Source organism: Peribacillus folii (genome assembly GCF_030271255.1).
In the GTDB taxonomy this organism is placed as follows: domain Bacteria; phylum Bacillota; class Bacilli; order Bacillales; family DSM-1321; genus Peribacillus.
The window spans coordinates 224,152-250,808 of the sequence record NZ_JASJOM010000003.1 but is presented as its reverse complement, the minus strand read 5'-3'; the positions used below and the strand labels follow the sequence as shown (position 1 = coordinate 250,808).

Here is a 26,657-nt window from a genome sequence, read left to right as displayed (position 1 = left end):
AATCATGAATTTACACTTCGATAAAGTTTTCCGATTCTTCCATCCGGACAGAAACAAGCTTGGACACGCCTGACTCCTGCATCGTAATCCCGTAGAGGACATCAGCCTCTTCCATCGTACCTTTCCGGTGGGTGATGACGATAAACTGCGTTTCCCTGCTGAACTTCCTTAAGAATTGGCTGAATCGGACGACATTCGCCTCATCAAGTGCCGCCTCTACCTCATCAAGGATACAAAAAGGCACCGGCCTCACTTTCAGGATGGAGAATAATAGGGCTATTGCCGTAAGTGCCCGTTCTCCTCCGGATAAAAGACTTAAGTTCTGCAGTTTTTTACCTGGAGGCTGTGCAATGATATCTACCCCTGTATGAAGCAGATCGTCGGGATTCGTCAGCTTCAGCTCCGCTCTCCCCCCGCCAAATAAAGCTTTGAACACCTGTTCGAATTGCTCGCGGATCGAATAGAAGGTATCAGAAAAGCGGCGCTTCATCTCATCATCCATCTCATCTATGACTTGGAATAAGGTGTCTTTTGCCTGTTGAAGATCTTCCTTTTGACTCATCAGGAATTCATAGCGTTCGGCTACCCGGGCGTATTCCTCGATCGCACCTAGATTGACCGTCCCCAATTCGTCGATCGCCAGCTTGATGAGCTTCACTTTTTTGCGTGCTTCTTCTACAGGCAGCAACAATGGGTACCTTTCCTTGGCACCTTCATAGGATAGCGTATACTCTTCCCTTAAGTGATCAAGGCGATTTTCAAGTTCCATATCCAGCCGTGTCAATTTGACCTCTTCATCCTTTATCACTTCAATGATGCCTTTATAAACCCTATTTTCTTCCTTCAAGGCCAATTCCAGCGTTTCAACTTGTGAAAGAAGCTCATTTTTTTCTTGTTTATTACCGGCAATTCCTTCAATGGCTCCGTTTTTGTCGAGCAATTTTTGCTGCGCCAAATCTTCGAGCGTTTCTTCCCCGCTTGAGCTGTCCGTCATTTCATTTGTCAGGAGCCCCAGGTCATCCTTATTCTCGGCAAGCCTGCTTGTTTCCTTAGCTAGATCAAATTCAATGCGTTCCATCTTTTCTTTTTGGTTTTGCAGCAGTCCGCGCTTGGATGCCAGTGTTACCTTTAGCTCATTCGTTTCTTCAGCAAGATTTTCTTTTGAGGACTGTTGAGATAGTTTTTGGGCGGTCATGTCAGAAATCAGCACGTCAAGCGTTTCTATTTCCGTTTTGCATGACTTCAATACTCCTTCAAGCTCTTCCAATCTTGCCATTTTTTGTTGCTGTTCTTCCAAATAGGAGTTTTTATCCAAATCATAAAGATGAAGACGATCATTCACGTTTCTTTCCTGCAGTTCGATTTCACGCAGTTCGCCCTTCAGGGTTTGCTCCTGTAACCGAAGACTCTCCCCCGTTTTTCTCGTTTGCTCAAGCGTTTGCTCCTGAACTCCCACATCCACCTTAAGCTGTTTGACCTGCTTTTCCAGCTGGTTCGTTTTTGCTTCCATTGCAGAAAGTTTTTGATGAAGTTCCTCCAATTCGGTCTTCCTTGAAAGGAGGGAGGTCGTTTTTTGCTTTAACGCTCCACCCGTCATTGAACCGCCTGGATTCACGATATCACCTTCTAGCGTTACGAAGCGAAAACGATGCTGCATCATTTTTGCCAGTTCGTTCGCACCCTTCAAATCGGTGGTGATGATGACCGTCCCTAACAGGTTCTCTGCAATGGCTGCATGCCTGACATCATATTGGATCAAGGACGAGCCAGTCCCGACAAATGCTGCATGGCTTTTCAGCATCGATAATTGACTTGATGAAATCTCCCTGGCCCTTATGACTGATAAGGGCAAGAACGTCGCACGTCCATACCTATTCTTCTTCAAGAAGGAAATGGCTTCACGTGCATGCTCTTCGCGTTCGACGACCACATGCTGCATCGCTCCGCCCAAGGCCGTTTCAATGGCCGTTTCGTATTCCTTTGGCACCTTTATCAATTCTGCGACTGCGCCTTCAATGCCTGCAAGCTTTTCTTTCGCTTTTAAAACTTCTTTAACACCTTGAAAAAAGCCTGCATAATCTTCTTCCATTTCTTCAAGAAGCTCTTTACGGGACTTGGCCTGTTGAAGGAATTGATACGCTTTATAAAGGGTGGTTTCCTGCTTTTGATACATATCTTTTGCCGCATCCAGTTTATTCTGCTGATTTCTGAAAACCGCGACATGCTCTTCAAGCTGCTTGGTCACCTTGTCCATCCGAGCAGAATAATCCATTTTTTTTGCGGTGATATCATTTCTTTCGATCAGGAACTTTTCATTCTCCATATCCAATTTAGCGTTTTTATGCTCCTGCTGGGTGAGCTGTTGAAGCAGATACTGTTTTTCATTTTTTGCTGTTGCCTGCTTGTTCAGCCACTCAATATAATCACTTTTTTTTGCTTCGATCACGGCTTCAATATCGCTATTGAATAGTCCCAGATTTTTTTGTTTTTCATGTAAGGCTTCCTGGATGGCCTTCACTTCCATATTGAGAGCATGGAGGATTTCACTTTCACTTTCCTTTTGGTCAGACAGGCGCTTGACGGCCGACTCGCCTTCCACGATTGCCCGTTCAAGCTGTGTCTTATTTTGGGCAGCATTTTTCTTCCGTTCCTTCAATACTTCTTTCCGGCCTTCAAGCTTTTCAAGTTCCTCACTGGCGTTCAGAAGGATTTCCTGAAGCTCATTGATCGATGTCTCGAGCTTGGCCAGATTATCCCGGAGGTTTTTTAGATGCGCTTCCCGTTCATGAAGCTGCCCTGCCATTTGCTGCTCCATTTCGTTATGCTCTTCTAAATCATGGGACAGCTTTTCCCATTTTTTATAAAATTCTTCGATTTCATATACGGTCAAAGCAACCTCGATTTGTTCAAGCTCATCTTTCTTCTCCAAGAATTCCTTGGCAAGGGAGGATTGGATTTTTAATGGCTCAACCTGCCCCTCCAATTCATGGAGGATATCATGGACACGGTTCAAGTTATCCTGTGTTTCGGTCAGTTTCGATTCCGCTTTTCGTTTTCTTGTTTTATATTTGAGGACACCGGCAGCTTCTTCAAAGATCACCCGTCTTTCGTCAGCCTTGCTGCTCAGGATTTCTTCGACTTTCCCTTGGCTGATGATCGAAAACGCTTCACGGCCAAGACCTGAATCCATGAACAAATCTATGATGTCTTTCAGGCGGCACCCTTGATTATTAATGAAAAACTCACTTTCTCCCGATCGATACACCCTTCTTGTCACATTGACTTCATGAAAGTCTATCGGCAGGGAATTCGTCTCGTTATCAAGAGTCAACGACACTTCTGCAAAATTCAACGCTTTCCTCGTGTCACTTCCCGAAAAAATGATATCTTCCATTTTTGCGCCGCGAAGCGATTTGGCAGACTGCTCGCCCAATACCCATCTGACTGCATCCGTCACATTGCTTTTGCCGCTTCCGTTCGGTCCAACCACTGCCGTGACACCAGGTACGAAATCAATCGATATCTTCTCTGCGAAAGATTTAAATCCTACAACGTCCAAGCGTTTGAGGAACATGACCTTTCCTCCTCTACTGTTCAACTATCTTGTTGATTTTTTTTCTTTTAAAACAATCAATGCATGCTCGGCTGCATGCTGTTCCGCTTCTTTCTTGGATTTTCCTATGCCAGAGCCCAATTCTTCCCCATTCAGAGATACGGTGGAAACAAACTCCCGGTTATGGGCCGGCCCTTTCTCCTGCAGGATTTTGTATTGCAGGACGCCGATAGCATCACGCTGAATCAGCTCTTGAAGCTGGCTTTTATAATCCATCACATGAGAAAAAGCACCCTCGTCTATCTTCGGGAACACAACATTATTCAAAAACTGCACAACCGACTCCAACCCTTGGTCAAGGTACAACGCCCCGATATATGCTTCGAATACATCCGCCAGCATCGCAGGCCGTTCCCTTCCGCCTGTCATTTCTTCCCCTTTTCCGAGCAGCACATATTCGCCATAGGAAAGACCATTGGCAAAAGCAACAAGTGATGGTTCACACACTATGGCTGCCCTTAGTTTGGTCAATTCCCCCTCGCTCATCATCGGGTATTTTTGATACAAGTATTTTGAGATGGTCAGTTCCAGTACAGCGTCCCCCAAGAATTCAAGCCTTTCGTTATCTTCATAGGGCTTGCGGCGATGCTCATTCACATAAGATGAATGTGTGAAAGCTTGTTTCAACAAATTTTCATCCTTAAAATGAAAACCCAGACTTTCTTGCAACTGTTTAAATTTATTATCCTTGATTGATGGTTTACGATTATTTCCGTTCCTACGTATCACTCAAAACCCTCCACAACGGTTCAAAAAGCATATTTTCCAATATATAAAAAGAAACCTGGCAGGATTCCTGTCAAGCTTTCCTATGTACCATCATACATGATAATCCGCTTAAAGAAAACTAACCGCCAGCTACTGTCAGGCTGAAAGGAGCTTGCTTTAGCCAATCATCATTTCCTTATATGAAGCAGCTTTGCTTAACCTTCTTAATTACAAGAGAAAGCCCCGTTAAAAAACGGAGCTTTTAGTCAAATGACCATTCATTACATAGTGCTTTGTATGTAATTCACAGCATCACCCACTGTGGCGATTTTTTCAGCGTCGTCGTCCGAAATTTCCATATCGAACTCGTCTTCGAATTCCATAACTAGCTCAACTACATCTAGGGAATCGGCACCAAGATCTTCTTTGAAAGAAGCTTCAAGTTTTACTTCTGATTCTTCTACGTTCAAACGATCCACAACGATTTTCGTTACTCTTTCTAATACATCTGCCAATTTGTTCACCTCCCCTCAAGACATTATAAATTAAATTCGAAAAAAATCAAAGAAAACTTACATAACCATGCCGCCATCTACATGAAGTGTTTGGCCAGTCATGTATTTGCTTGCGTCTGAAGCCAGGAAGGATACGACCGAAGCGACTTCTTTAGGGTCGCCAAAACGCGACAGCGGAATTTGATCGAGCATCGCCTTTTGGACATCTTCAGGCAATTCCCCAGTCATATCAGTAGAAATGAAGCCCGGAGCAATTGCATTGACCGTTATTCCCCTTGAAGCAAGTTCCTTCGCTGTGGTTTTGGTCAAACCGATCACGCCGGCCTTAGCCGCCACATAATTGGCCTGCCCGGCATTTCCGCTTACGCCGACGATTGATGCCATGTTGATGATCCGGCCGCTGCGCTGCTTCATCATTTGCCTTGTGACCGCTTTTGTGCAAAGGAAAACGCCTTTTAGATTCGTATTGATCACGGCATCCCATTCATCTTCTTTCATGCGCATCAATAAGTTATCACGTGTGATGCCGGCATTGTTCACCAGAATATCCACGCGGCCGAAGCGTTCGACGACTTCTTTGACCATGTTCGTGACTGATTCACCATTGGCTACATCGCATTGAATGGCAAATGCTTCACGCCCCAATGCCTTGATTTCATCGACCACTTCATTCGCTTTCGCTTCACTTCCGGAATAATTGATGGCAACATCCGCTCCCTGGAGGGCAAGCTCTAACGCCACTTCCCTGCCGATGCCCCTTGACGCTCCCGTTACGAGCGCCTTTTTGCCTTTAAGGATCATGCCTGTACCTCCTTTAACGTTTCGACTGTTTTAGTTAGAGTTTCTAAATCGGATACCGAATGGATTTGAACGGAACGATCAATTTTCTTGATCAATCCGCCCAACACTTTCCCTGGACCCACCTCGATGAATGTATCGACGCCAAGCTCGAGAAGGGTTCTGACGCTATCCTCCCAAAGTACTGGGGAATACAGCTGTTCAATCAATTTCCGTTTAATTTCAACAGGTTCAGTAATCGGCTTGGCCGTTACATTTGAAATGACGGGAATATCTGCTTGCTGGATGGTCACTTCCTCCAGGACACCTTGTAGTTTTTCTGCCGCTGGTTTCATCAATTCAGAATGGAAGGGTCCGCTCACTTCAAGGGGAAGTGCCCTTTTCGCGCCATTTTCCTTCGCTTTTGCACTTGCCAGTTTAACCCCTTCAGCCGTGCCGGAAATGACGATTTGCCCTGGGCAATTTATATTGGCCAATTGGACGGATTCTCCTCCGGATGTTATTTCAGAAGTTACTTCAGCCAGGGCTTCACGATCCATGCCAAGTATTGCGGCCATCGATCCTTGGCCATTCGGCACTGCTGCTTCCATGAATTCCCCGCGCTTGCGAACGGTGTATACGGCATCTTCAAAAGAGATGGCACCCGAAGCCACCAAAGCCGTATATTCACCTAAACTATGGCCTGCTGTATAATCAGCTTTGATTCCCGCTTCTTCCAAAGCGCTGACAAGCGCAAAGCTTGTGGTCAATAAAGCCGGTTGAGCGTTGTAGGTTACCGTTAATTCCTGCTGTGTACCATTGAAAATAAGTTCAGAAAGCGGGAAATCAAGTTTTTCATCCGCTGTTCGGAAAATTTGCTGAGCACGCTCGTTTTCCTGATATAAGCTAAGACCCATTCCTATTGACTGTGAACCTTGTCCTGGAAAGACAAAAGCAATTTTACCCATCTGTTACTCCCCTGCCTCTATGATTTATTGTAGTTTTTCTATCGTCTTCGCAATGGTCGGGATGACATCATGACCAACCATATCGCGAGTCTGGCGAATGGCATTATAGATGGCATTCGCATCTGAAGATCCGTGTGCCTTGATGACAGGAGCCTTCAGGCCGAATAGACCTGCACCGCCATACTCCGAATAGTCCATTTGATTTTTGATAATCTTCAATTCCGGCTTCACCATCGCTGCAGCCAACTTGCTCTTAAAGTTGCTCGTCAAAGCCGATTTCAACATGGTGAATACGCTCATAGCCGTGCCCTCCAGCGTCTTCAACACCATATTTCCCGTGAAACCGTCCGTCACGACCACATCGGCCGGTCCATTTAGAAGGTCTCGTGCTTCAACATTCCCGATAAAGGAGATTTCCGATGACTGCTGCAGCAATGAAAAAGCATGCTTGGTCAATTCATTTCCTTTTTTTTCTTCTGTTCCGATATTCAGAAGTCCGACCCGGGGCTTTTCTATTCCCCGCACTTTTTGGGCATAAACGGATCCCATTATCGCGAATTGAAGCAAATGCTCCGGTTTCGCATCGGAGTTAGCGCCCACATCAAGCAGGACAAATCCTTTTCCGTCGATTGTCGGCAGGGTCGGCGCCAATGCGGGACGCTCGATGCCCTCGATTCTTCCGACAACAAACAAGCCTGCAGCCATGAGCGCACCAGTATTGCCTGACGAAATGCAGGCGTCAGCTTTCCCACCCGCCACTTGTTGTGCGGCCAATACCATCGAGGCACTTTTCTTGCGGCGGACCGCGCGAACCGGCTCATCGGTACTCAATATTTTGTCTTCAGTATGTACGACCTTGATCCGGCCATGTTTGGTCAAGTGTTGGTTGATCTCGGCTTCATCCCCGACCAGGGTGATTTCCACATCGGAAAAAGCCTCGACAGCCTTCATCGCTCCTAAAACCTGTGCTTCAGGAGCGTGATCGCCGCCCATTGCATCTATCGTGATTTTCATATGCTTTCATCCTTTACTAGAAAGTTAAGAGCGATACATTTCGAACTCGCCTTTAAAAACCAGCTCATTACCTACGTAGCTCCTGACCTCCACCACTGAACGATCATTGGTGTGATCTACGCTTTTAACCTTCGCTTTGGCTACCACTCTTTCATTTTCCTTCACGGAACGAGTAAATAAAATGGATGCCTTTGCAGTCAGTGCCAATTCATCATTCATGACCGCAACTGCCAATGAATTAGCTTGGGCAAAAAGGTGATGCCCCCTGGCAATTCCGTTCCGCTTGAAGACATGCTCTTTTTTTATATCCAAGATTGAAATGGCATTGTCATCTAAATTAAGATCTATTACTTCCCCGATGATTTCATCCAAAGGCAAAGCCCTGATTTCGTCACTGAATTTTTTCTCGGCCACGTTCTTAATGCGTTCACGCAGTTCCGGTATCGATAATTCAAGCCGATCAAGCCTAATTGTCTGGACGCTCACCGAATATTTTTCAGCCAGCTCCTCATCCGTTACAAAAGGATTCTGTTTAATCGTTTCGATTAATAATTGCTGGCGTTCCTTCTTGTTTCTTCGCATTTGAAGGTCACCATCCGTAGTATTATGACTAGGTACTAATAGTAGTATATATATTTTAAAAACAGATTGCAAGATATTGTCGAAATTCTCGCAATCTGCTATTCGATATCATTTATTCAGTCCAGCTTTTCTCCCGTAAACACCCCTGTACCCTCTAAATAACTACGTAATGGCGCATACTCCTGTGAATGCCAAAAGCTTCGGGAAGCGATCAGTTTCGCGGCATCCTCGCGGGCCACTTCCAAGGTCCTGTAATCATGGACCATGTCAGCCACTTTGAACTCAGGCAGGCCGCTTTGCTTTTTACCAAAGAAATCCCCAGGGCCGCGAAGTTCCAAATCCTTCTCTGAAAGGACAAAGCCATCATTTGTTTCTGTCATGATTTTCATCCGTTCTTTACCGACCTCCGTTTTTGGATCAGCCAGGAGAATGCAAAAGGATTGATCACTTCCCCGTCCTACCCTACCCCGCAGCTGATGCAGCTGCGAAAGCCCAAAGCGTTCTGCATCATAAATGACCATTACCGTTGCATTTGGAACATTCACTCCAACCTCTACAACAGTCGTAGAGACGAGTATTTGCGCAACATTCTCACTGAACTGCTGCATGACTTCTTCTTTTTCGTCCGCAGGAAGGCGCCCATGCATGAGCCCCACTTGATACCGATTGGTAAAGTACTGTGTCAGCATGGCATGGACATCCAAAACATTTTGCAAGGAATCGAGCTTTTCCGATTCCTCGATCAATGGACAGATGACGTAAGCCTGTCTTCCATTTTTAAGTTCCTTTTCAACAAAAGACAAGATCCGGTCGAGCATTTGATGTTTCGCCCAATATGTTTCGATCGCCTTGCGTCCAGCCGGCATTTCGTCTATCGTCGAAACATCCATTTCACCAAAAACGGTAATCGCCAGCGTGCGCGGAATCGGTGTTGCCGTCATGAATAAAACATCTGGATTCGCACCTTTTTCACGAAGAATCCGGCGTTGCTCCACCCCAAAACGGTGTTGTTCATCCGTTATGACAAGACCAAGGTTTCGAAAATTCACTTCATCCTGTATCAAAGCATGCGTTCCAATCAAAAGATCGATCTCACCCGATTCAAGCATGTGTAATAACTCCCGGCGCTTTTTCCCCTTCACCGAACTGGTCAATAATGCTACCTTCACTCCAGTCGGCTCAAGCATCGCCTTCAATGATTGCGTATGCTGCTCAGCCAAAATTTCCGTCGGGACCATGAGGGCCCCTTGGAAACCCGCTGTAATCGCCGCCTTCAGGCAGATCGCAGCCACAACCGTTTTTCCTGACCCAACATCGCCTTGAAGAAGGCGATTCATTCGATAAGGGGATTTCATGTCATTCAAGATTTCATCGACAACTCGAATTTGAGCATGTGTTAATGGAAAAGGAAGCGTTTCTATGAAGGCTTCCACCGACTTGATGTCGAATTCCTGACCGATTCCTTTTGATTGCTCCCGCTGCACTTTACGCAATGCCTGCATTTTCAATTGAAACAATAAAAATTCCTCATACACAAAACGGCGCCGCGCTTTCTTGATATCATCAGCCGATAAAGGAAAATGCATCATACGAAGAGCATCATTACGCGGCATCAATTTGTATGTCGCCAACAATTGCGGCGGCAAATTCTCTTCAATCATGGATCCATACTGGGTGAATGCATTGGAGATGAAGCGGCGCAAACCTTTGACCGTGATGCTGCCCTTCACGGAATAAACCGGTTCAAATTCTTTTTCACGGCTTTGGGTGCCAATAAGGCACTCTGAGCCTGTAATGGTTTGGCGATGACGATCCCATTTTCCGGTTACCGTTATGGATTCCCCTATCGCAAGTTTCGGCTTCAAATATGGCTGGTTAAAAAAAATGACATTTATTAAATATCTCCCAGTCAATAATTTAATCGTGAGCCTTGATTTTTTCTTTCCAAAGTACCCTAAAGTGGGTATGGTATGGACTTTTCCTTCTACAGTAACGCGCTCGTCATGTTCCACCGTTTCCAAGTCCCTCAAACGGTAATCTTCATAACGATATGGAAGGTGTTCAAGGAGATTCTTGACGGTATGAATCTCCATTTCCCCCAGGGCTGCCGCCGTTTCGCTCCCAATTCCTTTCACTGCCGTTATCGGCTCAAAAATGGCGGAGGTCACTTTTTATTAAGCGGCAAGCCAAAAATCTTTGCCTCCAACTCCCGTCCAGTCGGTGTAGCCGCTAACCCTCCTTGTGCAGTTTCCCTAAGAGCCGATGGCATCGTCTGCCCGATTTTATACATCGCATCAATCACCTCATCACAGGGTATACGGCTCGTAATCCCTGCCAACGCCATATCAGCGGCAACCATTGCATTGGCCGCTCCCATTGCATTCCGTTTCACACATGGCACTTCAACCAGCCCAGCCACCGGATCACACACAAGACCAAGCATGTTCTTTAATGTGATTGCCATCGCTTCGGCGCTTTGTGCAGGTGTTCCCCCCGCCATTTCAACGATTGCAGCCGCTGCCATTCCCGAAGCCGACCCGACCTCCGCTTGACAGCCTCCGGCTGCTCCAGAAATAGAAGCGTTGTTCGCAACAACAAAACCGAAAGCACCTGCAGTGAACAAGAACTCTATTTTCTGATCCCGATTTGGTTTTAATTTGTTTTGCAAGGCAAAAAGGGTTCCGGGCACGACCCCTGCAGATCCAGCAGTGGGTGTCGCACAAATGGTTCCCATTGCTGCGTTCACTTCGTTTGTGGCCACTGCCTTGCTTACAGCATCCAAAAGCAAACCACCCGATAGGGCATTACCGGATTCAATATAATTCTGAAGCAGGACTGCATCGCCTCCCGTAAGTCCAGAAACGGACCTTACACCCTGGAGGCCCTTTTCAACAGCCTGTTCCATCACATCCAGATTGACTCCCATTTGGTGGATGATTTGTTCACGGCTTTTGCCGGTCACTTCCATTTCCTGTTCTATCATCAATGTTGATATTTTTTTCTGTTTTGAATCAGCTAATTCTATCAATTCCGCAACATTTCGAAACATGGTATCTTCTCCTTCCTAAGTGGAAACGACTCGATTGCTTTATCAATCAACAATCCTCGCTACTTGGGTGATATTGGGGAGTGCAGTAATTTCATCAATGACTTGATCTTCAAGGTTTTGATCCACTTCAATCGTCATCAGAGCCATCTTCCCTTTCTCTTTGCGGGAAACTTCCATCTGACCAATATTGATTTGATGCTTAGCCAAAATGTTTGAAACACTGGCAATGGCCCCGAATCTATCATCATGCACGACGAGTATGGCAGGGTTATGGCCCGAAAGCCTTAACTTAAACCCATTCAATTCGACAATTTCAATCTTCCCCCCGCCAATCGATATCCCTACGAGTTCAAGTTCACCATCCTCATCCCCCACTGTTATTTTTGCTGTATTGGGATGTTCAGGAACAGCTTCTTCTTCCCGGAAAGTAATCTTCATTTTCTTCTTGCGGGCTATATCCAACGATTCTTTAATTCTCTCGTCAAATGTATCAAAATCAAGTAACCCTCCTACGATGGCTACATCCGTCCCATGTCCTTTGTAGGTTTTAGCGAACGATCCATAAAAAGAAATATGGGCCCATTTAGGTTCACGGTCGAATAAATTCCTGGCCACCCTCCCAATTCTTGCAGCTCCGGCAGTATGGGAACTAGAGGGGCCAATCATAACAGGACCTATTATATCGAATACACTTCTGAATTTCATCCATTGCTCCTCCTTCAGCTATTTGAAATCAAGGGAAAGGCTTTTGTTAGTTTAATAATAACGTCATATTGACCCTAATTCCAATCAGGCCGTTCATCTCGATCATTTGTTTTCGTAAAGATTGTGGCTATAAAAGAAACTAGTGGAAGTACGAGTGTTCACGCAAGGGAGGCTCACCGGCCGCCCTCTGGATAAGCAAGCACTGGAGGGGAAGTCTACCGCACCGAATCGCTTGGTGAACAGCAACAAAGATTGCGAAAACAAAAAAATAAAACTGCATAGCCTAATGACATATGCAGTTTCTTGCCTTTTTATTCGTTCATGTTCATAAGAGAAAGAAAAACTCTGTCTTTATTATCATGAAGATTATTTATTCAATTGAAAAAATGAAAGAATACAAAGGCTGTTTCCCATTATGGACTTCCACTTCAACGTCTTCGAAATTCTCCTTACAGAATGTGACGAGATTTTCGACTTCTTCCGCATTGGCATCTTCCCCATATAATATCGTCAGGATTTCAGCATCTTCGTCAATCATATCTGTGAGAAGAGCTTTTGCCGCTTGCGTCTTGTCTTTATCCTTCACTTTGATGGTTCCTTCTGCTATGCCCATGAAATCCCCAGTCTCAATGGAAAGACCATCAATGTTGGTATCACGTACAGCAAAAGTGATTTGGCCTGTTTTCACATGTGAAATGGCTTCGCTCATCGCTTTTTCATTCTCGGCAGCATCAAGTGATGGATTGAATGCCAACAAGGCGGCCATTCCCTGTGGTACCGTTTTGGTTGGAACGACCGTCACATGGTCACCAAGGACATCAGCTGCTTGGTTGGCAGCCATAATGATATTTTTATTGTTAGGCAAGATGATGACATGCTCGGCATATGCCTCTTCTACCGCTTTAACGATATCTTCCGTGCTAGGATTCATCGTTTGACCGCCCTCGATGACGGACTTGGCGCCGATGCTTTTGAACAATTCACTGATGCCTGTTCCCATCGCCACTGACACCACACCGTATTTATCCTTGGTTGCCGGCTTGGTTTGAAGCGGGGTATTCGTTTCACCCACAATCGCAGTATGCTGTTCGCGCATATTATCGATTTTCATTTTGATTAAGCTACCGTACCGCTGTCCGTAATTAAGACATTCTCCAGGCTGCTCTGAATGAATATGTACTTTGACGACCTCATCATCTGATATGACCAATAATGAATCACCGTATTCACTTAAATCATTACGGAATTTTTCTTCATCGAAAGATTTATTGCCCAGCTTTTCACTTTCTAACCGGACCATGAATTCCGTGCAATAGCCAAACACGATATCCTCCGTGTTCATATGCCCTTGGACGTTCATGTGATGCTCGGCACTGACCATGTCATCCATGCTTGGCCCATGTTCAGAACGGGCTGGAAGACCCTCACCCTTCAGTTCAGCAAGGAAGCCTTCATATACGAACACCAAGCCTTGACCGCCGCTGTCAACGACACCCACTTCTTTCAGAACCGGCAGAAGGTCAGGTGTGCGTTTCAAAGAAGCATTGGCCTCCGTAACGATTTCTTCCATTACCTGAATGAGGTCTTGATGCTTGGCTGCAGATGTAACCGCTTGCTTTGCCGCATCTTTTGCAACCGTTAATATGGTTCCTTCGACAGGCTTCATTACAGCCTTATAAGCTGTTTGCACACCTGCTTCGAATGCTTGGGCGAATTCTTCACTATTGATTTCCGATTTATGTTCAATCGCTTTTGCAAAGCCGCGAAACAACTGAGAAAGGATAACACCAGAATTGCCGCGAGCGCCCATCAGCAATCCTCTTGAAAGTGATGTGCCCACTTTTCCGATATGTTCCTGGACGTTATTTTGCACTTCCTTCGCTCCGGAAGTCATCGATAAATTCATATTGGTCCCGGTATCTCCATCTGGGACAGGGAAAACATTCAACGCATCAACCATCTGGGCATTTGCCGCCAAATGATTGGCACCTTGAATGATCATTTCTGCAAAGCGCTTTCCATTTAAACTTGTAATTGACACTAAACTTTCCTCCTATACTTAAGGGTTCGTCACACGAACTCCCTGGACAAAAATGTTTACGGAATCAACCGCTAATCCTACAGTTTTGTTCAGAGTGTACTTTACCTTCGATTGCACGTTATGAGCAACTTCCGAGATTTTTGTTCCATAGCTTACGATGATATACATATCGATATGGACTTCTTCCTCTTCTTGACGGACTATAACACCCTTAGTAAAGTTTTCTTTTCTTAAAATTTCAGCAATGCCATCTTTAAATTGTTTTTTGGAAGCCATTCCTATAATTCCGTAGCAATCCACTGCTGCTCCGCCTGCTACAGTTGCGATAACATCATTAGAGATATCAATTTGTCCATATTTCGTTTGTAATTCAATAGACATTTCTCTTTTCCCTCCCAAAAATCAAGTCAACTAAAGACATTTTACTATAATGTATAAGGTTTTAAAAGTAAATGTCTTATGGTACTTAATATAATTCAATTTTACAGTATGTATGTCAAGGTAATTTTCTTGAAAGTAATTAACTGAAGTATTGCATTCTCGCGGTAGGTATGATAAATTATTAAAGTATTTTACAAAGACTTAAGATGACTCTAAAAACTTAAGCTTGGTGTAGTTAGGAGGGAATTTAACATGGCACGTAAATGTGTAATCACTGGAAGAAGAACTCGTTCTGGTAACAGCCGCTCTCACGCAATGAACGCTAGCAAGCGTACATGGGGCGCTAACCTTCAAAAAGTACGTATTTTAGTTGACGGTAAACCTAAACGTGTATACGTTTCTGCAAGAGCTCTTAAATCGGGCAAAGTAGAACGCGTATAATGTTACGGCATCCTCTAAGGATGCCTTTTTACTTGAATTGGCTGACTATTTAATGGGGATGGTTTATCCGCACCAGAGATTCATCACCCATTAATCGACGGCCGCACATTCATTATCCCCGGAATCCGAAAAATAACACCTCCCTAAAATCCGAGAGGTGTGATGTAGAATAAGTATCAGCCCTTTTTAAACGCTCCGAGCATAGCCCTTACCAAACTGCCCAGAACTTTTGGCAATTTAATTGTATAAAATTTCATCATGCCCCTCCTCTTTGCATCCCACAAATTAAGATGAAGTGGAATTTTTCTATTACAACGTAAGCTTTTAAGCGGATATAGGATGATCTGCGTTATATCCGTATCTGCTTTAAGCATGAATTTTAATCTCTGCTTCTTACCATCATTAATATGCCCTCCTTAAATGAAACATTCCCAGAATCGGAAATTAGTTCATTGCTGATGCAGAGCGTCGAACCTATCTCCAAGCTGCGATCCCTCAGCGGGTATTTGAATCCTCTCAGCGTGATGCCAGTGACTTCCGATGTTACTGGAAGGAATGAGACATACTTCTTATCCTCCAGTGCAGGGACCTCATAAGAGCCTGCCGTCTTGACCGTGAAAAGGTTTTGTCGATCAACTATGTATATATCCATATCGGCATGAAGGGGAAGGATGCTTTCCTTTTGGAGGAGCTGGATATTGCCAAGAAAATGATCTATTCTTCCTCCAGTGGCGCCAAGGATGTGAATTTCACTCGGTTTTTGATTGATTGCCCAATTAAAGGCGAGTTCCAAATCAGTTTCATCCTTTTCGGAAGAATATAAGTTTATATGCTGAAGCCTTTGTACAATTTCCTTGTATTCTCCTTGCGAAACCGAATCAAAATCCCCGAAGCCATATTGAGGTTCGATCCCACTTTCAAGCAAAGCCAATACTCCCCTATCAACCCCCACCCAAACATCGGTCATTTCCTTGTAACTTGCCAATTCGGGCCAAAGCGATTGCGGTCCGCCAGCCATTATACTTATGATCATGATCATCATCCCTTGTTCACGTATATGCTTATACGAGATTTATTTGTGTAACTGTTTAAAAAAAAGCCGATCATTATCATTGGTATTGATAATGTCGGCTTTATCTTAATTTCCCCTAATCTTTTGAATCGCTGCACGGCGATCTTCCTGATTATATATGGCTGACCCGGCCACTAGGACCGTCGCCCCTTGTTCAATACAAAGCTTCGCCGTTTCTTCATTGACCCCGCCATCGATCTCTATTTCCAGATCCTGATTATGGATGTCCGCCATCGCTTTCACTTCAGCGATTTTCGGCAAAACGGATGTAATGAATTTTTGCCCGCCAAAGCCTGGATTGACCGTCATCAACAGCACCATATCAATATCTCCGATTATAGGTTGAAGCAAGGAAGCTGGCGTGGCCGGGTTAAGAACCACCCCTGCCTTGACGTTGAATGACTTAATTAACTGGATGGTGCGATGAAGATGCGTGCAGGCCTCTACATGAACCGTTATATAGTCGGCTCCCGCTTTTGCGAACGCCTCGATAAAACGGTCGGGTTGCTCGATCATGAGATGAACGTCAAGCGGAAGGTTTGTCACAGGCCGAATGGCCTCCACTATTAATGGTCCGATCGTAATGTTGGGTACAAACTGCCCATCCATGACATCCACATGGATAAAATCGGCCCCTCCTCTTTCCACATCAAGTATTTCTTCTCCCAATTTTGCAAAGTTAGCTGATAAAATTGAAGGTGCTATTTTAACCATTTCAATACCTCGGCTTTCTATCTCTAATTTCTTCCAGGAATTGCATATAATGTTCATACCGATATTGCGGAATTTCCCCCGATGCGACCGCTTCCTTCACGGCACACTTGGGTTCCTTGTCATGCAAACAAGCCCTGAATTTACATTCCTCTCCATGCTTATGCATTTCGGGGAAACAGTAGGATAATCGTTCAGCTTCCATTTCCATGAACTCAAGTGAACTGAAACCAGGCGTATCCGCGACAAGTCCGGAGCCAATATGAATCAATTCAACATGACGCGTAGTATGTTTTCCCCGGCCCAGGTGTGAAGATATGTCATCCGTCTTTAGAGCCAGCTCAGGGTTGATTGCATTGAGCAAAGAGGATTTCCCAACTCCTGACTGACCGGCAAATACACTCGTTTTCCCTTCCAGATAAGGAACAAGTTCTTCAATGCCCCCTGTGGTTACCGAGGATGTTTCCAATACCGTATATCCAAGTTTGCGATAATCTCTGATGTAATCGGTCAATTTCGTCCGGCTTTCAGAAGTGACCAAGTCTAGTTTCGTCACGACGATAATGGGCTCAATTTCGTTATCTTCAATCAATACGAGAAAACGATCAAGCAGCGCCGGACTAAAGTCAGGTTCAACTGCTGAAAAGACGAGGATCGCTTGGTCCACATTTGAAATTTGCGGACGGATCAATTCGTTCTTCCGCGGTTTTATTTCAGTGACGGTCCCATCCGTTTTGTTTTCAGCTTGGAACACCACATCATCACCAACGAGCGGCGTCACTTTATTTTTCCTGAATACGCCCCGTCCGCGGCATTGAAAAACTTCTTCCCCATCAAGCACATAATAAAATCCGCTTAGTGCTTTAATAATTTTTCCTTCGGGCATAGCCACACTCCTAATTATTATATTTAGTCGGGATAAGAGACGGTTTTGTCGATGATGACCTGGTTGTCCCTCATGACTTTATAGCCTGCTTTTTTATCTGGCGAAACCGTCAAATCAATCGTTCGCTTGGCATCTTCCACGATAAAAAATGATTCCTTGGGCTCCGTCATGCTATTGTTGATATCCTCAATGAAAATTTGAATTTTTTGCGCTTTGTCAGGCTCGATTGGATCATATTCGATCTTGATCTCCTCCGTTACGGTCTTGGGAGGGATCTCTTCTTTCCCTTTTGAGACGACGACTTTCACGGTACTCCCTTTTTCCACCTTTGTACCCGGTTCAGGCGATTGGGAAATGACCAGCCCCTTGTCGACGGAATCATCATATACCTCTTCTTCCACATCGATCTTTATCCCACTTTCATTGGAATAATCATTTAGGCCAGCTTCATTGAACCCCTTAAGGTTTTTCAGACTCAATAAATCTTCTCCTTTGCTGACCGTTAACGCAAGTTCCGTTTCCGAGGGGACGATTTCAGTGGCGCCAGATGGTGTCTGATCTATGATCGTACCTGGTGCACTTTCATCATATTTGTAGGTCACGAGCGTGTTTTTGAATTCCATATTATCAAGCAAGGATTTTATATCCGAGTAATTCCTGCCTTCATAGTTGGAAAGCGATATCGTTTCTTTACCCACACTTTGATAAATATCGACTTTCGCACCTGCCTTGACGGTTTTCCCTTCCTTCGGATTGGTTTTGATCACCAGTCCTTGCTCAACCTCTTCATCCTCGATCTCAATCGTTTCGCCGACGACCAAATCCAGATTAAGCAAGTCCGTAATGGCATCATCCAATTCCTTCCCTTTAAGGTCAGGAATCGTCACTTCCTTTGAGCCTAAAAGGGAAGGTCCTATCGTGACGGATAAGACAGCAAGAAGCGCAAGGACCAAAAAGATGGTCACCAAAATGGCTGGCAATCTCCTTCGTTTTTTGTCCTTTTGTTTTGATTTCTTTTTTTGTTTTTTCTGTTTCTTTTGTTTTTTGTTCACTTTCACTACTTCTTCGGAATCATCTTCACCTTCGTCCGCATAGACTACCGTGTTTTTTTCCGGGCCTCTTATGATCGTCTCATCAATGCTGGGAAGCTGATCATCCGTAATGATGGGGATCGCCTTCGTTGCATCATGATCTTCCGGTATTGTGAAGGGCTGCTCATTTGATCGTTCGGGATTCAACGACGTACGAATGTCCTCTTCCATCGAATCTACGCTTTCATACCGGTAATATGAATCTTTCGCTGTCGCTCTCAAAATTATGTTTTCTACACTCTGAGGTATTTCCGGGTTCCACCGTTTTGGCGAAGGGGTTTCCGATTGTAGATGCTTAAGCGCTATCGACACGGCTGATTCTCCCGAGAAAGGCAATCTGCCCGTCAGCAATTCAAACATGACGATGCCAAGGGAATAAATATCCGATTTCTTATTGGCCATTCCGCCCCTTGCCTGTTCCGGAGATAGGTAATGGACGGATCCCAAGACGGCGTTCGTCTGAGTGATGTTAGTTGCACTCAAGGCCAAGGCGATCCCAAAATCCGTTATTTTGACGGTTCCATCTTTATCGATCAATATGTTCTGTGGCTTGATGTCACGATGGATGATCCCATTATGGTGGGCATGGGAAATTGCTGCCGTGATTTGCCTCATGATGTCCAAGGCTTTTTCGACTGGGATCGGGTAATATTTTTGTATGTATTGCTTAAGTGTGAAACCGTCCACATACTCCATGACGATATAATAGATGGCATCTTCTTCGCCAACATCATAAATACTCACGATATTGGGGTGGGCCAAACTGGTTGCCGATTGAGCTTCCCGGTTGAAGCGCTTGATGAACTCTTCGTCATTGTTGAAGTCCATGCGAAGGATCTTCAAGGCAACATCCCTATCCAAAATCATATCCCTAGCAAGGTAAACATTCGCCATACCGCCGCCACCGACCATTTCAATCAGTTTATAACGGCCGTTGATTCTTCTGCCAATCAGCATTCAATTCACCTGCTTTCGCTTTCATCAGTAAATTGAACAAGCACAAGGGTGATATTATCTTCCCCACCGTAGTGATTGGCCTTATCAATTAATGAATTTGCCTTTTCCTCAAGAGACTGCCCATTTGTAATCGTTACTTCAAGCTCCTGTTCACTCACTTTATTCGTCAAGCCATCCGAACAAAGCAACAATAAATCACTTTCTTCAAAAATGACCGTAGTGATGTCCATTTCAACTTGCATTTCTGTACCCAAGGCTCGCAATAAAACATTTTTTCGTGGATGGTTCTCGGCATCTTCTTTCGAGATCTGCCCGGAGCGGACCAATTCATTAACAAGTGAATGATCTTCCGTAACCTGCTTAAAGCCACTCTCATTATACAGATAACATCGACTGTCCCCAATATTGGCAATCGTTGCAAACTTGTCAGTGCATATAGCAGCAACAACGGTGGTTCCCATCCCTTTACATTCCGTATGTGCCTCTGCATATTCAAAAAGCGAATGATTGACGAGGACGATGTGCTGTTTTAGCCACTCCTCGGCATCATTTGCCGTTTCAATTCCACTGGATGCCTCCCAGCCTTTTTCCAAAAGCTCAATCGTCATCGCACTTGCTACATCACCGGCACGGTGGCCGCCCATGCCATCTGCAACGATGGCAAGGCGAACGCCCTCCGAGTTTTTAAAGATTCCGCCATTATCTTCATTATGCTGCCGGACTTTACCACGGTCTGTTTTAAATATCGCCCTCAATAGGGTCACCTCGTCTCTTCTTTGCGCTCCTTGGCCCGAAGCTGGCCGCAGGCTGCGTCGATATCACTGCCTTGTTCCCTTCGGATCGTCACATTGATACCGCGCTTTTTCAATGTTTTTTCAAACTCAAAAATCTGATCCCGAGGTGTACGTACATAGTTGCGTTCCGGTACATAATTAACCGGTATAAGATTGACATGGCATTTTATCCCGCTTATCAAACTGGCTAATTCTTCGGCGTGTTCGACTGTATCGTTTTCGCCGCCGAATAGTCCATATTCAAAACTTACACGACGTCCTGTTTTTTCTGTATAGTATTTGATGGCTTCGATCAAGTCAGGTAGTTTGTAGGCCTTGTTGATCGGCATCAATTTACTTCTCAATTCCGTGTTCGGTGCATGAAGTGAAACAGCAAAGTTGATTTGCATGCTCTCCTCTGCAAATTTGTAGATTTTTGGAATGATCCCGCTTGTGGAGACGGTAATATGACGGGCTCCGATATTCAAGCCTTTTTCATGATTTATATTCTTCAAGAATGACATCATATTATCGTAGTTGTCGAACGGCTCCCCAATCCCCATGATGACGACGGAGCTGACACGTTCCTCCACTTCATCAAGTGCTTGCTGGACTTTAACGACCTGTGCAACTATTTCGCCTGCTTCAAGATTCCGCTTCAATCCACCTAATGTCGATGCACAGAAGGTACAACCAATTCTACAACCAACCTGTGTTGTCACGCAAATGGAATTTCCATATTCATGGCGCATCAACACGGTTTCAATCGAATATCCATCATGAAGTTCAAATAAAAACTTCATCGTTCCATCATTTGACGTTTGCTGAATCAGCGTTTTCAACGTAGTGAATGTGAAATGTGATTCCAGTTTATCGCGTAAAGATTTTGAAAGGTTGGACATATCTTCAAAGCTGGAGACCCGCTTTTTATATAGCCAATCGTAAACTTGATCGGCCCGAAAAGCCTTCTCGCCATTTCGAATGATCCATTCTTTAATTTGGTGAAGTTCCAGTGAATAGATGGATGGTTTTTCTGGCGTTGTGTCTTTTCTTACTCTGGATGATTTAGTTATTTCTGCCATTACAGCACCTTCTTTCTAAAACTCGCAATAAAGAATCCATCACTGCTAAAATATTGCGGAAAAACTTGCAGCGTATTGCCCTCGATAAACGGCTGAACGCTTTCGGGCATTCTTTCGGACAGGGATGGGTCGCTCTCAAAATCCGGGTGGTCTTTCAAAAACGCCATGGCCACTTGGTCATTTTCTTCCATGTCGACCGTGCATGTACTATATACTAACCGTCCGCCTTGCTTTACAAGCGGTGCAGCAGCTTCCAATAATTGCTTTTGAATACTTGAGAGCTTCATTATATCATCTTTTGTTTTTGTATACTTTACATCAGGCTTCCGGCGCATGACTCCCAATCCTGAACATGGCGCATCGATCAAGACCCGGTCAAACCCTTCTTTGTTGAAATGTTCCTGGACTTTCCTGCTATCGAGTGCCATGGTCTTGATGTTGCTCCTCAGCTTCAGCCTCTCAGCCTGCTCTTTAATGAGCTTGACCTTATGTTCATGGAGATCAAGCGCATATACCTGTCCTGTCGTCAGACCTTCTGCGATATGGGTCGTTTTACCTCCAGGAGCAGCACAGCAATCGAGAACGGCATCATTATCATTAGCTCCCAGCGCATGGGCAACAAGCATTGAGCTTTCATCTTGAATCGATAAGTACCCCAATTTATAACTTTCTGAATGGGCAAGATTGCCTTTATAACTGATGATGGCCTCGGGGACGACTTCACTTGCTTCGACGTCATATCCTTCTTCCCTTAATATGCTCATTAATTCACTGCGAGAAATCTTCTTTAAATTGACCCGTCCCGTCTGCAACGGTGCCGATAAGTTCACTTCGCACATTTCCTTGGTTTTATCGTAACCGAATTGTTCCACCCAGCGTTTGATCAGCCAAACTGGATGACTCACTTCGATGGAAAGCCGTTCAAGATCATCTTTAATTGCCTCAAGCGAAGGAACGCCATTTCTCTGGATGTTGCGAAGCACACCATTAACCATGGAGGATGTACCTTTATGTCCGCGTTTTTTGGAAATTTCAACTGCCTCGAAAATGATCGCATGGTCCGGAACTTTATCTAGATAGACCATTTGGTAAACAGACAGCCTAAGCAAATTGATGACCCAGCTTTGCGTTTTTTTCGGTTGTTTAATATACGGACTCAAAAAGTAATCCAATGTTAGCTTACGCTGTATCGTTCCATAGCTTATTTCCGTAAGCAAACCGCTGTCAACAGCGGATAATTGATGCTTTTTGATCAAGTTGTTCAGTAAGAGGTTACTGTAGGATTGGTTTTTCTCTACAGATTCCAAAATATCGAGAGCAATTTCACGTACTCCCTTTTTAGTTTGCTTCATTCTGTTCTCCTAACTTCATGCCTTCTTTAATGAATGACCCTGCCCCGCGCAAGTAATCTTTTGCCGGCATTTTTTTCTTGCCTGAAGGCTGCAATTCCGTAACCAGTATCGCCGTTTCATTGCCTGTCGAAACGATGAAACCATCATTTTGCACTTCAATGATCATCCCGGGTGCTTCCTTATGGGCATATTCGAGCTTTCTAGCTTGCCAAATTTTCAAGACCGATCCGTTTAAGGTTGTGTAGGCGACTGGCCATGGGTTCAGCCCGCGTACATGGTTATAGATATTTTCCCCTGTTTTGGACCAATCGATTTTTTCCTCGGATCGTTTGATGTTCGGTGCGAAGGTCGCTTTGCCTTCATCTTGCTTGATTGCCTGCAATTCACCATTGATAAGCTTCGGCAATGTTTCCGCAAGCAAATCCGAACCTACCTTGCTTAACTTATCATGCAGTGTTCCCACATTATCTTCTTCCGCGATGACCACTTCAGCTTGCGTCAATATATCTCCGGCATCTAATTTCTCCGCCATATACATGATGGTGATTCCCGTTTTCTCTTTCCCTTGCAAAATTGAATAATGGATGGGCGCGCCTCCTCGAAGTTCAGGAAGCAAGGATGCATGTACATTGATGCATCCGTATTTAGGAGCTTCCAACAATTCATTCGGGAGGATTTGTCCGAATGCGGCGGTCACCACCAGGTCGGCATTCAATGCAAGAATCCTTTCGAGCTCTTCTTTTTCACGGATTTTTTCAGGCTGGTAAACCGGGATCCCCTGTTTTTCCGCCTCTACTTTAACTGGCGGTGGCGTAAGCACCTTTTTACGGCCAACGGGACGATCCGGCTGCGTGACGACGGCAATCACGTCAAAACCTTCGTCAATGATCCTTTTCAAGACTGGCACGGAGAAATCCGGTGTCCCCATAAAGATAATTTTTGTCATTCTTCTTCATACCCTTCCAACTCTTCTTCTGATATATAGCGCGAAACCTTACTTGTAAATAATATCCCTTGCAAATGGTCAATTTCGTGAAGCAGTGCCCTTGCGAGGAAATCCTCGGCCTCTATCTCGAAAAAGCTGCCTTTTCGGTCTTGTGCCTTCACTTTGATGCGGTAAGGACGGGATACTTCGCCATATAAACTTGGGAAGCTAAGGCAGCCCTCCACACCCGTCTGTTCACCTTCCATTTCCAGCACTTCTGGATTGATCAGTTCAAGGTGGCCCGACTCTTCATCCAGTTCGACGACCGCCACTTGCTTTTTAACGCCGACTTGCGGTGCAGCCAGACCTACGCCATCCGCTTCCACCATCGTTTCATACATATTATTTAACAGCTTTGCCAATTTTTTATCAAAACTTGTTACTTTATCACATTTTTGTTGTAAAATTTTTTCTGGAAACAAAACGATCGGTAAAATAGCCAAAATTCACTGTACCCTCCTAAATATAAAAAACAACACTGCATCATATAAAAACGCAAGCTCGAAACAGCTCGCGGCAATTCTACTCAACAATCATTACATCATGATCTGCGGATTCAAATCGATCGTTATCTGCAGGTGGTTTTGAGCCGTTTCTTTTTGGTAATGCTCTAAAAGTGTTCGCAAATGCCGATTAAGGTCCGGCTCTCGTTTGTATTTTATCAGACATTGGTATCGATATCTATTGTTGATTCGGCTGATAGGCGAAGCGACAGGACCTAGAATGATGGAGTCTCGATTCAATCGTGAACCTAAATAATGGGTGATTTTTTCAGTGACACTCACTGCCTTCATCAAATCCTCATGAGAAACCGTGATAAGGACAACGTAAAAGTACGGCGGATAATGGCTTTTCCTGCGAAGATCCATCTCCCGTTCATAAAAAGCTTCATAATCCTGCAGGGCAGAAAGCTCGATGCTGTAATGCTCCGGTGTATAGGTTTGGATGACCACTTCTCCCGGAAGCTGATGACGTCCGGCCCTGCCGCTGACTTGTGTCAGCAATTGGAAAGTCTTTTCCGAAGAGCGGAAATCAGGGAGATGCAGCATTGTATCAGCCGAAAGAACGCCCACGAGGGTGATGTTGGGGAAATCCAGCCCCTTGGCAATCATCTGTGTTCCTAGCAAAATATCAGCCTTTCCTTCGCCAAAGGCATTGAGCAGCCGCTCATGTGAGCCCTTTTTGCTCGTCGTATCAACGTCCATCCGAATCACCCGCGCCTCAGGGAGAATTTTTGCGAGCTCTTCCTCAACCTTTTGCGTGCCCGTACCGAAGAATCGTATATGTTCACTTTCGCATTCCGGGCAAACGGGAGGCATCCCCTCTTCGAATCCACAATAATGGCATTTCATTATATCATTAAAGCGATGATAGGTGAGGGAGATGTCACAATTGGGGCAATTGATGACCAATCCACAGCTTCGGCACATGACAAAGGAGGAATGTCCCCGTTTGTTCAGCATCAAGACCGTTTGCTGCCCCCGTTCAAGCCTATCTTTCAGCTTGCTAAAAAGCAGCTCCGAGAACATCGAACGATTTCCCGTTCTTAGCTCTTCCCTCATATCGACAATATCCACTGCCGGCAATGCCTTTTCATTCATCCTCCTGCTAAGTGTCAACAGTTTATAGACGTTCTTCTTGGCACGTGCAAACGATTCAAGTGTAGGGGTAGCACTGCCCAGAATAACAGGGCATCGATAGGATTTCGCCCGTTCAATGGCGACATCCCTCGCATGGTACCGTGGCGTTTCTTCTTGCTTATAGCTGGATTCATGCTCTTCATCAATGATGATCAGTCCCAGGTTTTCAAACGGAGCGAACACGGCAGAACGCGCGCCAACTACCACTTTCACTTCTTTCCGGTGGATTTTCCGCCATTCATCATATTTTTCCCCAACGGATAAACCGCTGTGCATGACAGCGACCTGTTCGCCAAAACGCTCCTTGAATCTTTTTACCGTTTGCGGTGTTAAGGAGATTTCAGGCACCAGCATGATGGCTTCCTCTCCCTTTTCGATAACGGAGGCGATCGCTTGCAAATATACCTCCGTTTTTCCGCTTCCGGTAACGCCGTATAATAGGAAAACATCATGTTCATCAAGATGTATTTTCTCTTGGATTGGCTTCAAGGCAGCTGCTTGTTCATCCGTTAGGGTAAAGGGGTTGGATGGTTCGAACACACGGTTTTCATAAGGATCACGATAAATTTCCTGATCTAGCTCCGCCAATGCCCCCTTCGAAACGAGTGATTTGACGGTGCTGCTGGATGCATGGGTCACTTCAAGCAGCTCTTTTAATGGGATCAGCTCTTGATGTTCCATGAAATATTGAAGGAGTTCCTGTTGTTTTTTTGCTTGAGCGGAAAGCCCTGATGCCATTGCTTTTAGTTCATCGATTGAAAGCAGCGATTGTATGACACGGACCGTTTTCTTATTAAGACGGTTTTTCACATTATATACAAGCTCCAGATTGCGATTTTGGAGTTCTTTTTGAAAAAGGGACGCATGCTCTCCATCGATCACCTCTTTCCAGGACAATGAAGCGTTTCTTGCGAAAAATGGTTGAATGATCGGCGGTAGCCGATCCTTTCTATCTTCGATGACATGGATGACTTTTTCATATTTCGCCTTCATTGCTGCTGGAAGCATGGCTTGGAGCGCTGAAATTTTAAAGCACATGGCTTCCTTGGTCAGCCAGTTCCCCAGCTGAAGCAATTCATCATTGAGGATCGGCTCCAAATCCATTGGTTCTTTTATATAACGTAATTTCGAAAATTCGCTTTCGTCTTTAAGTCGAATGACGAATCCTTGAACCATTCTCGGACCGAATGGCACAATGACCCGCATGCCAGGCATGATGACTTGTTTCCACTTTTCCGGTATGCGGTAATCGAATTCACGATCGGTTTGTTTGGCGGGTACATCCACAATCACGGATGCAATGTCCATAACACA

At 44.9% G+C, this 26,657-nt stretch carries 24 protein-coding genes; 1 reads left to right on the top strand and 23 read right to left on the bottom strand.

Features of this window, described 5'->3' with window-relative positions; all coding sequences use genetic code 11:
* Positions 1-10: 10 nt before the first annotated feature.
* The 12 genes from smc to QNI08_RS06220 all read right to left on the bottom strand — a co-directional run bounded on the left by smc (position 11) and on the right by QNI08_RS06220 (position 14,353).
* On the bottom strand, positions 11-3,574 hold the full coding sequence (smc, locus tag QNI08_RS06275) for a chromosome segregation protein SMC (protein ID WP_285766567.1): 3,564 nt from the start codon (positions 3,572-3,574) through the stop codon (positions 11-13).
* A 24-nt stretch (positions 3,575-3,598) separates the two neighbouring features.
* Positions 3,599-4,339 carry a ribonuclease III gene (rnc, locus tag QNI08_RS06270; protein ID WP_285766744.1) on the bottom strand — a complete coding sequence of 247 codons (741 nt, stop codon included), beginning with the start codon at positions 4,337-4,339 and terminating at the stop codon, positions 3,599-3,601.
* A gap of 263 nt (positions 4,340-4,602) precedes the next feature.
* Positions 4,603-4,836, bottom strand: a complete 234-nt coding sequence (locus QNI08_RS06265; RefSeq protein ID WP_034313729.1) for an acyl carrier protein — start codon at positions 4,834-4,836, stop codon at positions 4,603-4,605.
* Positions 4,837-4,893: 57 nt separating this feature from the next.
* Positions 4,894-5,637 (bottom strand): 3-oxoacyl-[acyl-carrier-protein] reductase, encoded by a 744-nt coding sequence (fabG, locus tag QNI08_RS06260; protein WP_285766566.1) that lies wholly within the window; start codon positions 5,635-5,637, stop codon positions 4,894-4,896.
* The gene (gene fabD / locus QNI08_RS06255) at positions 5,634-6,581 is read right to left on the bottom strand and encodes an ACP S-malonyltransferase (protein ID WP_285766565.1); all 948 of its coding nucleotides are present in this window, start codon (positions 6,579-6,581) and stop codon (positions 5,634-5,636) included. The genes fabG and fabD overlap by 4 nt, the downstream gene beginning before the upstream one ends.
* Before the next feature lie 24 nt (positions 6,582-6,605).
* Positions 6,606-7,595: a phosphate acyltransferase PlsX gene (plsX, locus tag QNI08_RS06250; protein ID WP_285766564.1), complete on the bottom strand. Its 990-nt coding sequence runs from the start codon at positions 7,593-7,595 to the stop codon at positions 6,606-6,608.
* A gap of 24 nt (positions 7,596-7,619) precedes the next feature.
* On the bottom strand, positions 7,620-8,177 hold the full coding sequence (gene fapR / locus QNI08_RS06245; protein WP_057913446.1) for a transcription factor FapR: 558 nt from the start codon (positions 8,175-8,177) through the stop codon (positions 7,620-7,622).
* Positions 8,178-8,293: 116 nt separating this feature from the next.
* On the bottom strand, positions 8,294-10,345 hold the full coding sequence (gene recG / locus QNI08_RS06240) for an ATP-dependent DNA helicase RecG (RefSeq protein ID WP_285766563.1): 2,052 nt from the start codon (positions 10,343-10,345) through the stop codon (positions 8,294-8,296).
* Positions 10,342-11,226, bottom strand: coding sequence for an L-serine ammonia-lyase, iron-sulfur-dependent, subunit alpha (gene sdaAA, locus QNI08_RS06235; RefSeq protein WP_285766562.1), 885 nt, complete (start codon positions 11,224-11,226; stop codon positions 10,342-10,344). The genes recG and sdaAA overlap by 4 nt, the downstream gene beginning before the upstream one ends.
* 42 nt (positions 11,227-11,268) lie before the next feature.
* Positions 11,269-11,931, bottom strand: a complete 663-nt coding sequence (sdaAB, locus tag QNI08_RS06230; protein ID WP_285766561.1) for an L-serine ammonia-lyase, iron-sulfur-dependent subunit beta — start codon at positions 11,929-11,931, stop codon at positions 11,269-11,271.
* A 370-nt stretch (positions 11,932-12,301) separates the two neighbouring features.
* On the bottom strand, positions 12,302-13,972 hold the full coding sequence (locus QNI08_RS06225) for a DAK2 domain-containing protein (protein WP_285766560.1): 1,671 nt from the start codon (positions 13,970-13,972) through the stop codon (positions 12,302-12,304).
* A gap of 18 nt (positions 13,973-13,990) precedes the next feature.
* Positions 13,991-14,353, bottom strand: coding sequence for an Asp23/Gls24 family envelope stress response protein (locus QNI08_RS06220; RefSeq protein ID WP_061144584.1), 363 nt, complete (start codon positions 14,351-14,353; stop codon positions 13,991-13,993).
* Between the two features lie 252 nt (positions 14,354-14,605).
* Here QNI08_RS06220 and rpmB point away from each other — a divergent pair, with 252 nt between their 5' ends.
* Entirely contained in the window at positions 14,606-14,794 is a 189-nt protein-coding gene (rpmB, locus tag QNI08_RS06215; RefSeq protein WP_034313767.1) for a 50S ribosomal protein L28, read from the top strand.
* A gap of 176 nt (positions 14,795-14,970) precedes the next feature.
* Here the strand turns inward: rpmB and spoVM are convergent, their stop codons facing one another.
* The 11 genes from spoVM to priA form a co-directional block, all read right to left on the bottom strand.
* Complete coding sequence (spoVM, locus tag QNI08_RS06210; protein WP_034313769.1) at positions 14,971-15,051, bottom strand: stage V sporulation protein SpoVM; 81 nt, start codon at positions 15,049-15,051, stop codon at positions 14,971-14,973.
* A 122-nt stretch (positions 15,052-15,173) separates the two neighbouring features.
* Positions 15,174-15,827 (bottom strand): thiamine diphosphokinase, encoded by a 654-nt coding sequence (locus QNI08_RS06205; RefSeq protein ID WP_285766559.1) that lies wholly within the window; start codon positions 15,825-15,827, stop codon positions 15,174-15,176.
* A gap of 105 nt (positions 15,828-15,932) precedes the next feature.
* The gene (gene rpe / locus QNI08_RS06200; protein WP_285766558.1) at positions 15,933-16,580 is read right to left on the bottom strand and encodes a ribulose-phosphate 3-epimerase; all 648 of its coding nucleotides are present in this window, start codon (positions 16,578-16,580) and stop codon (positions 15,933-15,935) included.
* 1 nt (position 16,581) lies between these two features.
* The gene (rsgA, locus tag QNI08_RS06195; protein ID WP_285766557.1) at positions 16,582-17,463 is read right to left on the bottom strand and encodes a ribosome small subunit-dependent GTPase A; all 882 of its coding nucleotides are present in this window, start codon (positions 17,461-17,463) and stop codon (positions 16,582-16,584) included.
* Between the two features lie 23 nt (positions 17,464-17,486).
* Positions 17,487-19,511, bottom strand: coding sequence for a Stk1 family PASTA domain-containing Ser/Thr kinase (pknB, locus tag QNI08_RS06190; protein ID WP_285766556.1), 2,025 nt, complete (start codon positions 19,509-19,511; stop codon positions 17,487-17,489).
* Between the two features lie 5 nt (positions 19,512-19,516).
* Complete coding sequence (locus tag QNI08_RS06185) at positions 19,517-20,266, bottom strand: Stp1/IreP family PP2C-type Ser/Thr phosphatase (RefSeq protein WP_285766555.1); 750 nt, start codon at positions 20,264-20,266, stop codon at positions 19,517-19,519.
* Between the two features lie 5 nt (positions 20,267-20,271).
* Positions 20,272-21,366 (bottom strand): dual-specificity RNA methyltransferase RlmN, encoded by a 1,095-nt coding sequence (gene rlmN / locus QNI08_RS06180; protein ID WP_285766554.1) that lies wholly within the window; start codon positions 21,364-21,366, stop codon positions 20,272-20,274.
* Complete coding sequence (gene rsmB / locus QNI08_RS06175; RefSeq protein ID WP_285766553.1) at positions 21,366-22,718, bottom strand: 16S rRNA (cytosine(967)-C(5))-methyltransferase RsmB; 1,353 nt, start codon at positions 22,716-22,718, stop codon at positions 21,366-21,368. The genes rlmN and rsmB overlap by 1 nt, the downstream gene beginning before the upstream one ends.
* The gene (gene fmt / locus QNI08_RS06170) at positions 22,705-23,664 is read right to left on the bottom strand and encodes a methionyl-tRNA formyltransferase (protein WP_285766552.1); all 960 of its coding nucleotides are present in this window, start codon (positions 23,662-23,664) and stop codon (positions 22,705-22,707) included. Before fmt ends, rsmB begins: the two co-directional genes overlap by 14 nt.
* Positions 23,661-24,146, bottom strand: coding sequence for a peptide deformylase (gene def / locus QNI08_RS06165; RefSeq protein WP_285766551.1), 486 nt, complete (start codon positions 24,144-24,146; stop codon positions 23,661-23,663). The genes fmt and def overlap by 4 nt, the downstream gene beginning before the upstream one ends.
* Before the next feature lie 93 nt (positions 24,147-24,239).
* Positions 24,240-26,651 (bottom strand): primosomal protein N', encoded by a 2,412-nt coding sequence (gene priA / locus QNI08_RS06160; protein WP_285766550.1) that lies wholly within the window; start codon positions 26,649-26,651, stop codon positions 24,240-24,242.
* Between the last annotated feature and the right edge of the window lie 6 nt (positions 26,652-26,657).

Bases quoted from the DNA above. Each gene is read 5' to 3' on its own strand.
- smc (WP_285766567.1), bottom strand. From the start codon at position 3,574: ATGTTCCTCAAACGCTTGGACGTTGTAGGATTTAAATCTTTCGCAGAG.
- fabG (WP_285766566.1), bottom strand. From the start codon at position 5,637: ATGATCCTTAAAGGCAAAAAGGCGCTCGTAACGGGAGCGTCAAGGGGC.
- fabD (WP_285766565.1), bottom strand. From the start codon at position 6,581: ATGGGTAAAATTGCTTTTGTCTTTCCAGGACAAGGTTCACAGTCAATA.
- plsX (WP_285766564.1), bottom strand. From the start codon at position 7,595: ATGAAAATCACGATAGATGCAATGGGCGGCGATCACGCTCCTGAAGCA.
- fapR (WP_057913446.1), bottom strand. From the start codon at position 8,177: ATGCGAAGAAACAAGAAGGAACGCCAGCAATTATTAATCGAAACGATT.
- sdaAA (WP_285766562.1), bottom strand. From the start codon at position 11,226: ATGTTTCGAAATGTTGCGGAATTGATAGAATTAGCTGATTCAAAACAG.
- sdaAB (WP_285766561.1), bottom strand. From the start codon at position 11,931: ATGAAATTCAGAAGTGTATTCGATATAATAGGTCCTGTTATGATTGGC.
- QNI08_RS06220 (WP_061144584.1), bottom strand. From the start codon at position 14,353: ATGTCTATTGAATTACAAACGAAATATGGACAAATTGATATCTCTAAT.
- rpmB (WP_034313767.1), top strand. From the start codon at position 14,606: ATGGCACGTAAATGTGTAATCACTGGAAGAAGAACTCGTTCTGGTAAC.
- spoVM (WP_034313769.1), bottom strand. From the start codon at position 15,051: ATGAAATTTTATACAATTAAATTGCCAAAAGTTCTGGGCAGTTTGGTA.
- QNI08_RS06205 (WP_285766559.1), bottom strand. From the start codon at position 15,827: ATGATCATAAGTATAATGGCTGGCGGACCGCAATCGCTTTGGCCCGAA.
- rpe (WP_285766558.1), bottom strand. From the start codon at position 16,580: ATGGTTAAAATAGCACCTTCAATTTTATCAGCTAACTTTGCAAAATTG.
- rsgA (WP_285766557.1), bottom strand. From the start codon at position 17,463: ATGCCCGAAGGAAAAATTATTAAAGCACTAAGCGGATTTTATTATGTG.
- pknB (WP_285766556.1), bottom strand. From the start codon at position 19,511: ATGCTGATTGGCAGAAGAATCAACGGCCGTTATAAACTGATTGAAATG.
- rlmN (WP_285766554.1), bottom strand. From the start codon at position 21,366: ATGGCAGAAATAACTAAATCATCCAGAGTAAGAAAAGACACAACGCCA.
- rsmB (WP_285766553.1), bottom strand. From the start codon at position 22,718: ATGAAGCAAACTAAAAAGGGAGTACGTGAAATTGCTCTCGATATTTTG.
- fmt (WP_285766552.1), bottom strand. From the start codon at position 23,664: ATGACAAAAATTATCTTTATGGGGACACCGGATTTCTCCGTGCCAGTC.
- priA (WP_285766550.1), bottom strand. From the start codon at position 26,651: ATGGACATTGCATCCGTGATTGTGGATGTACCCGCCAAACAAACCGAT.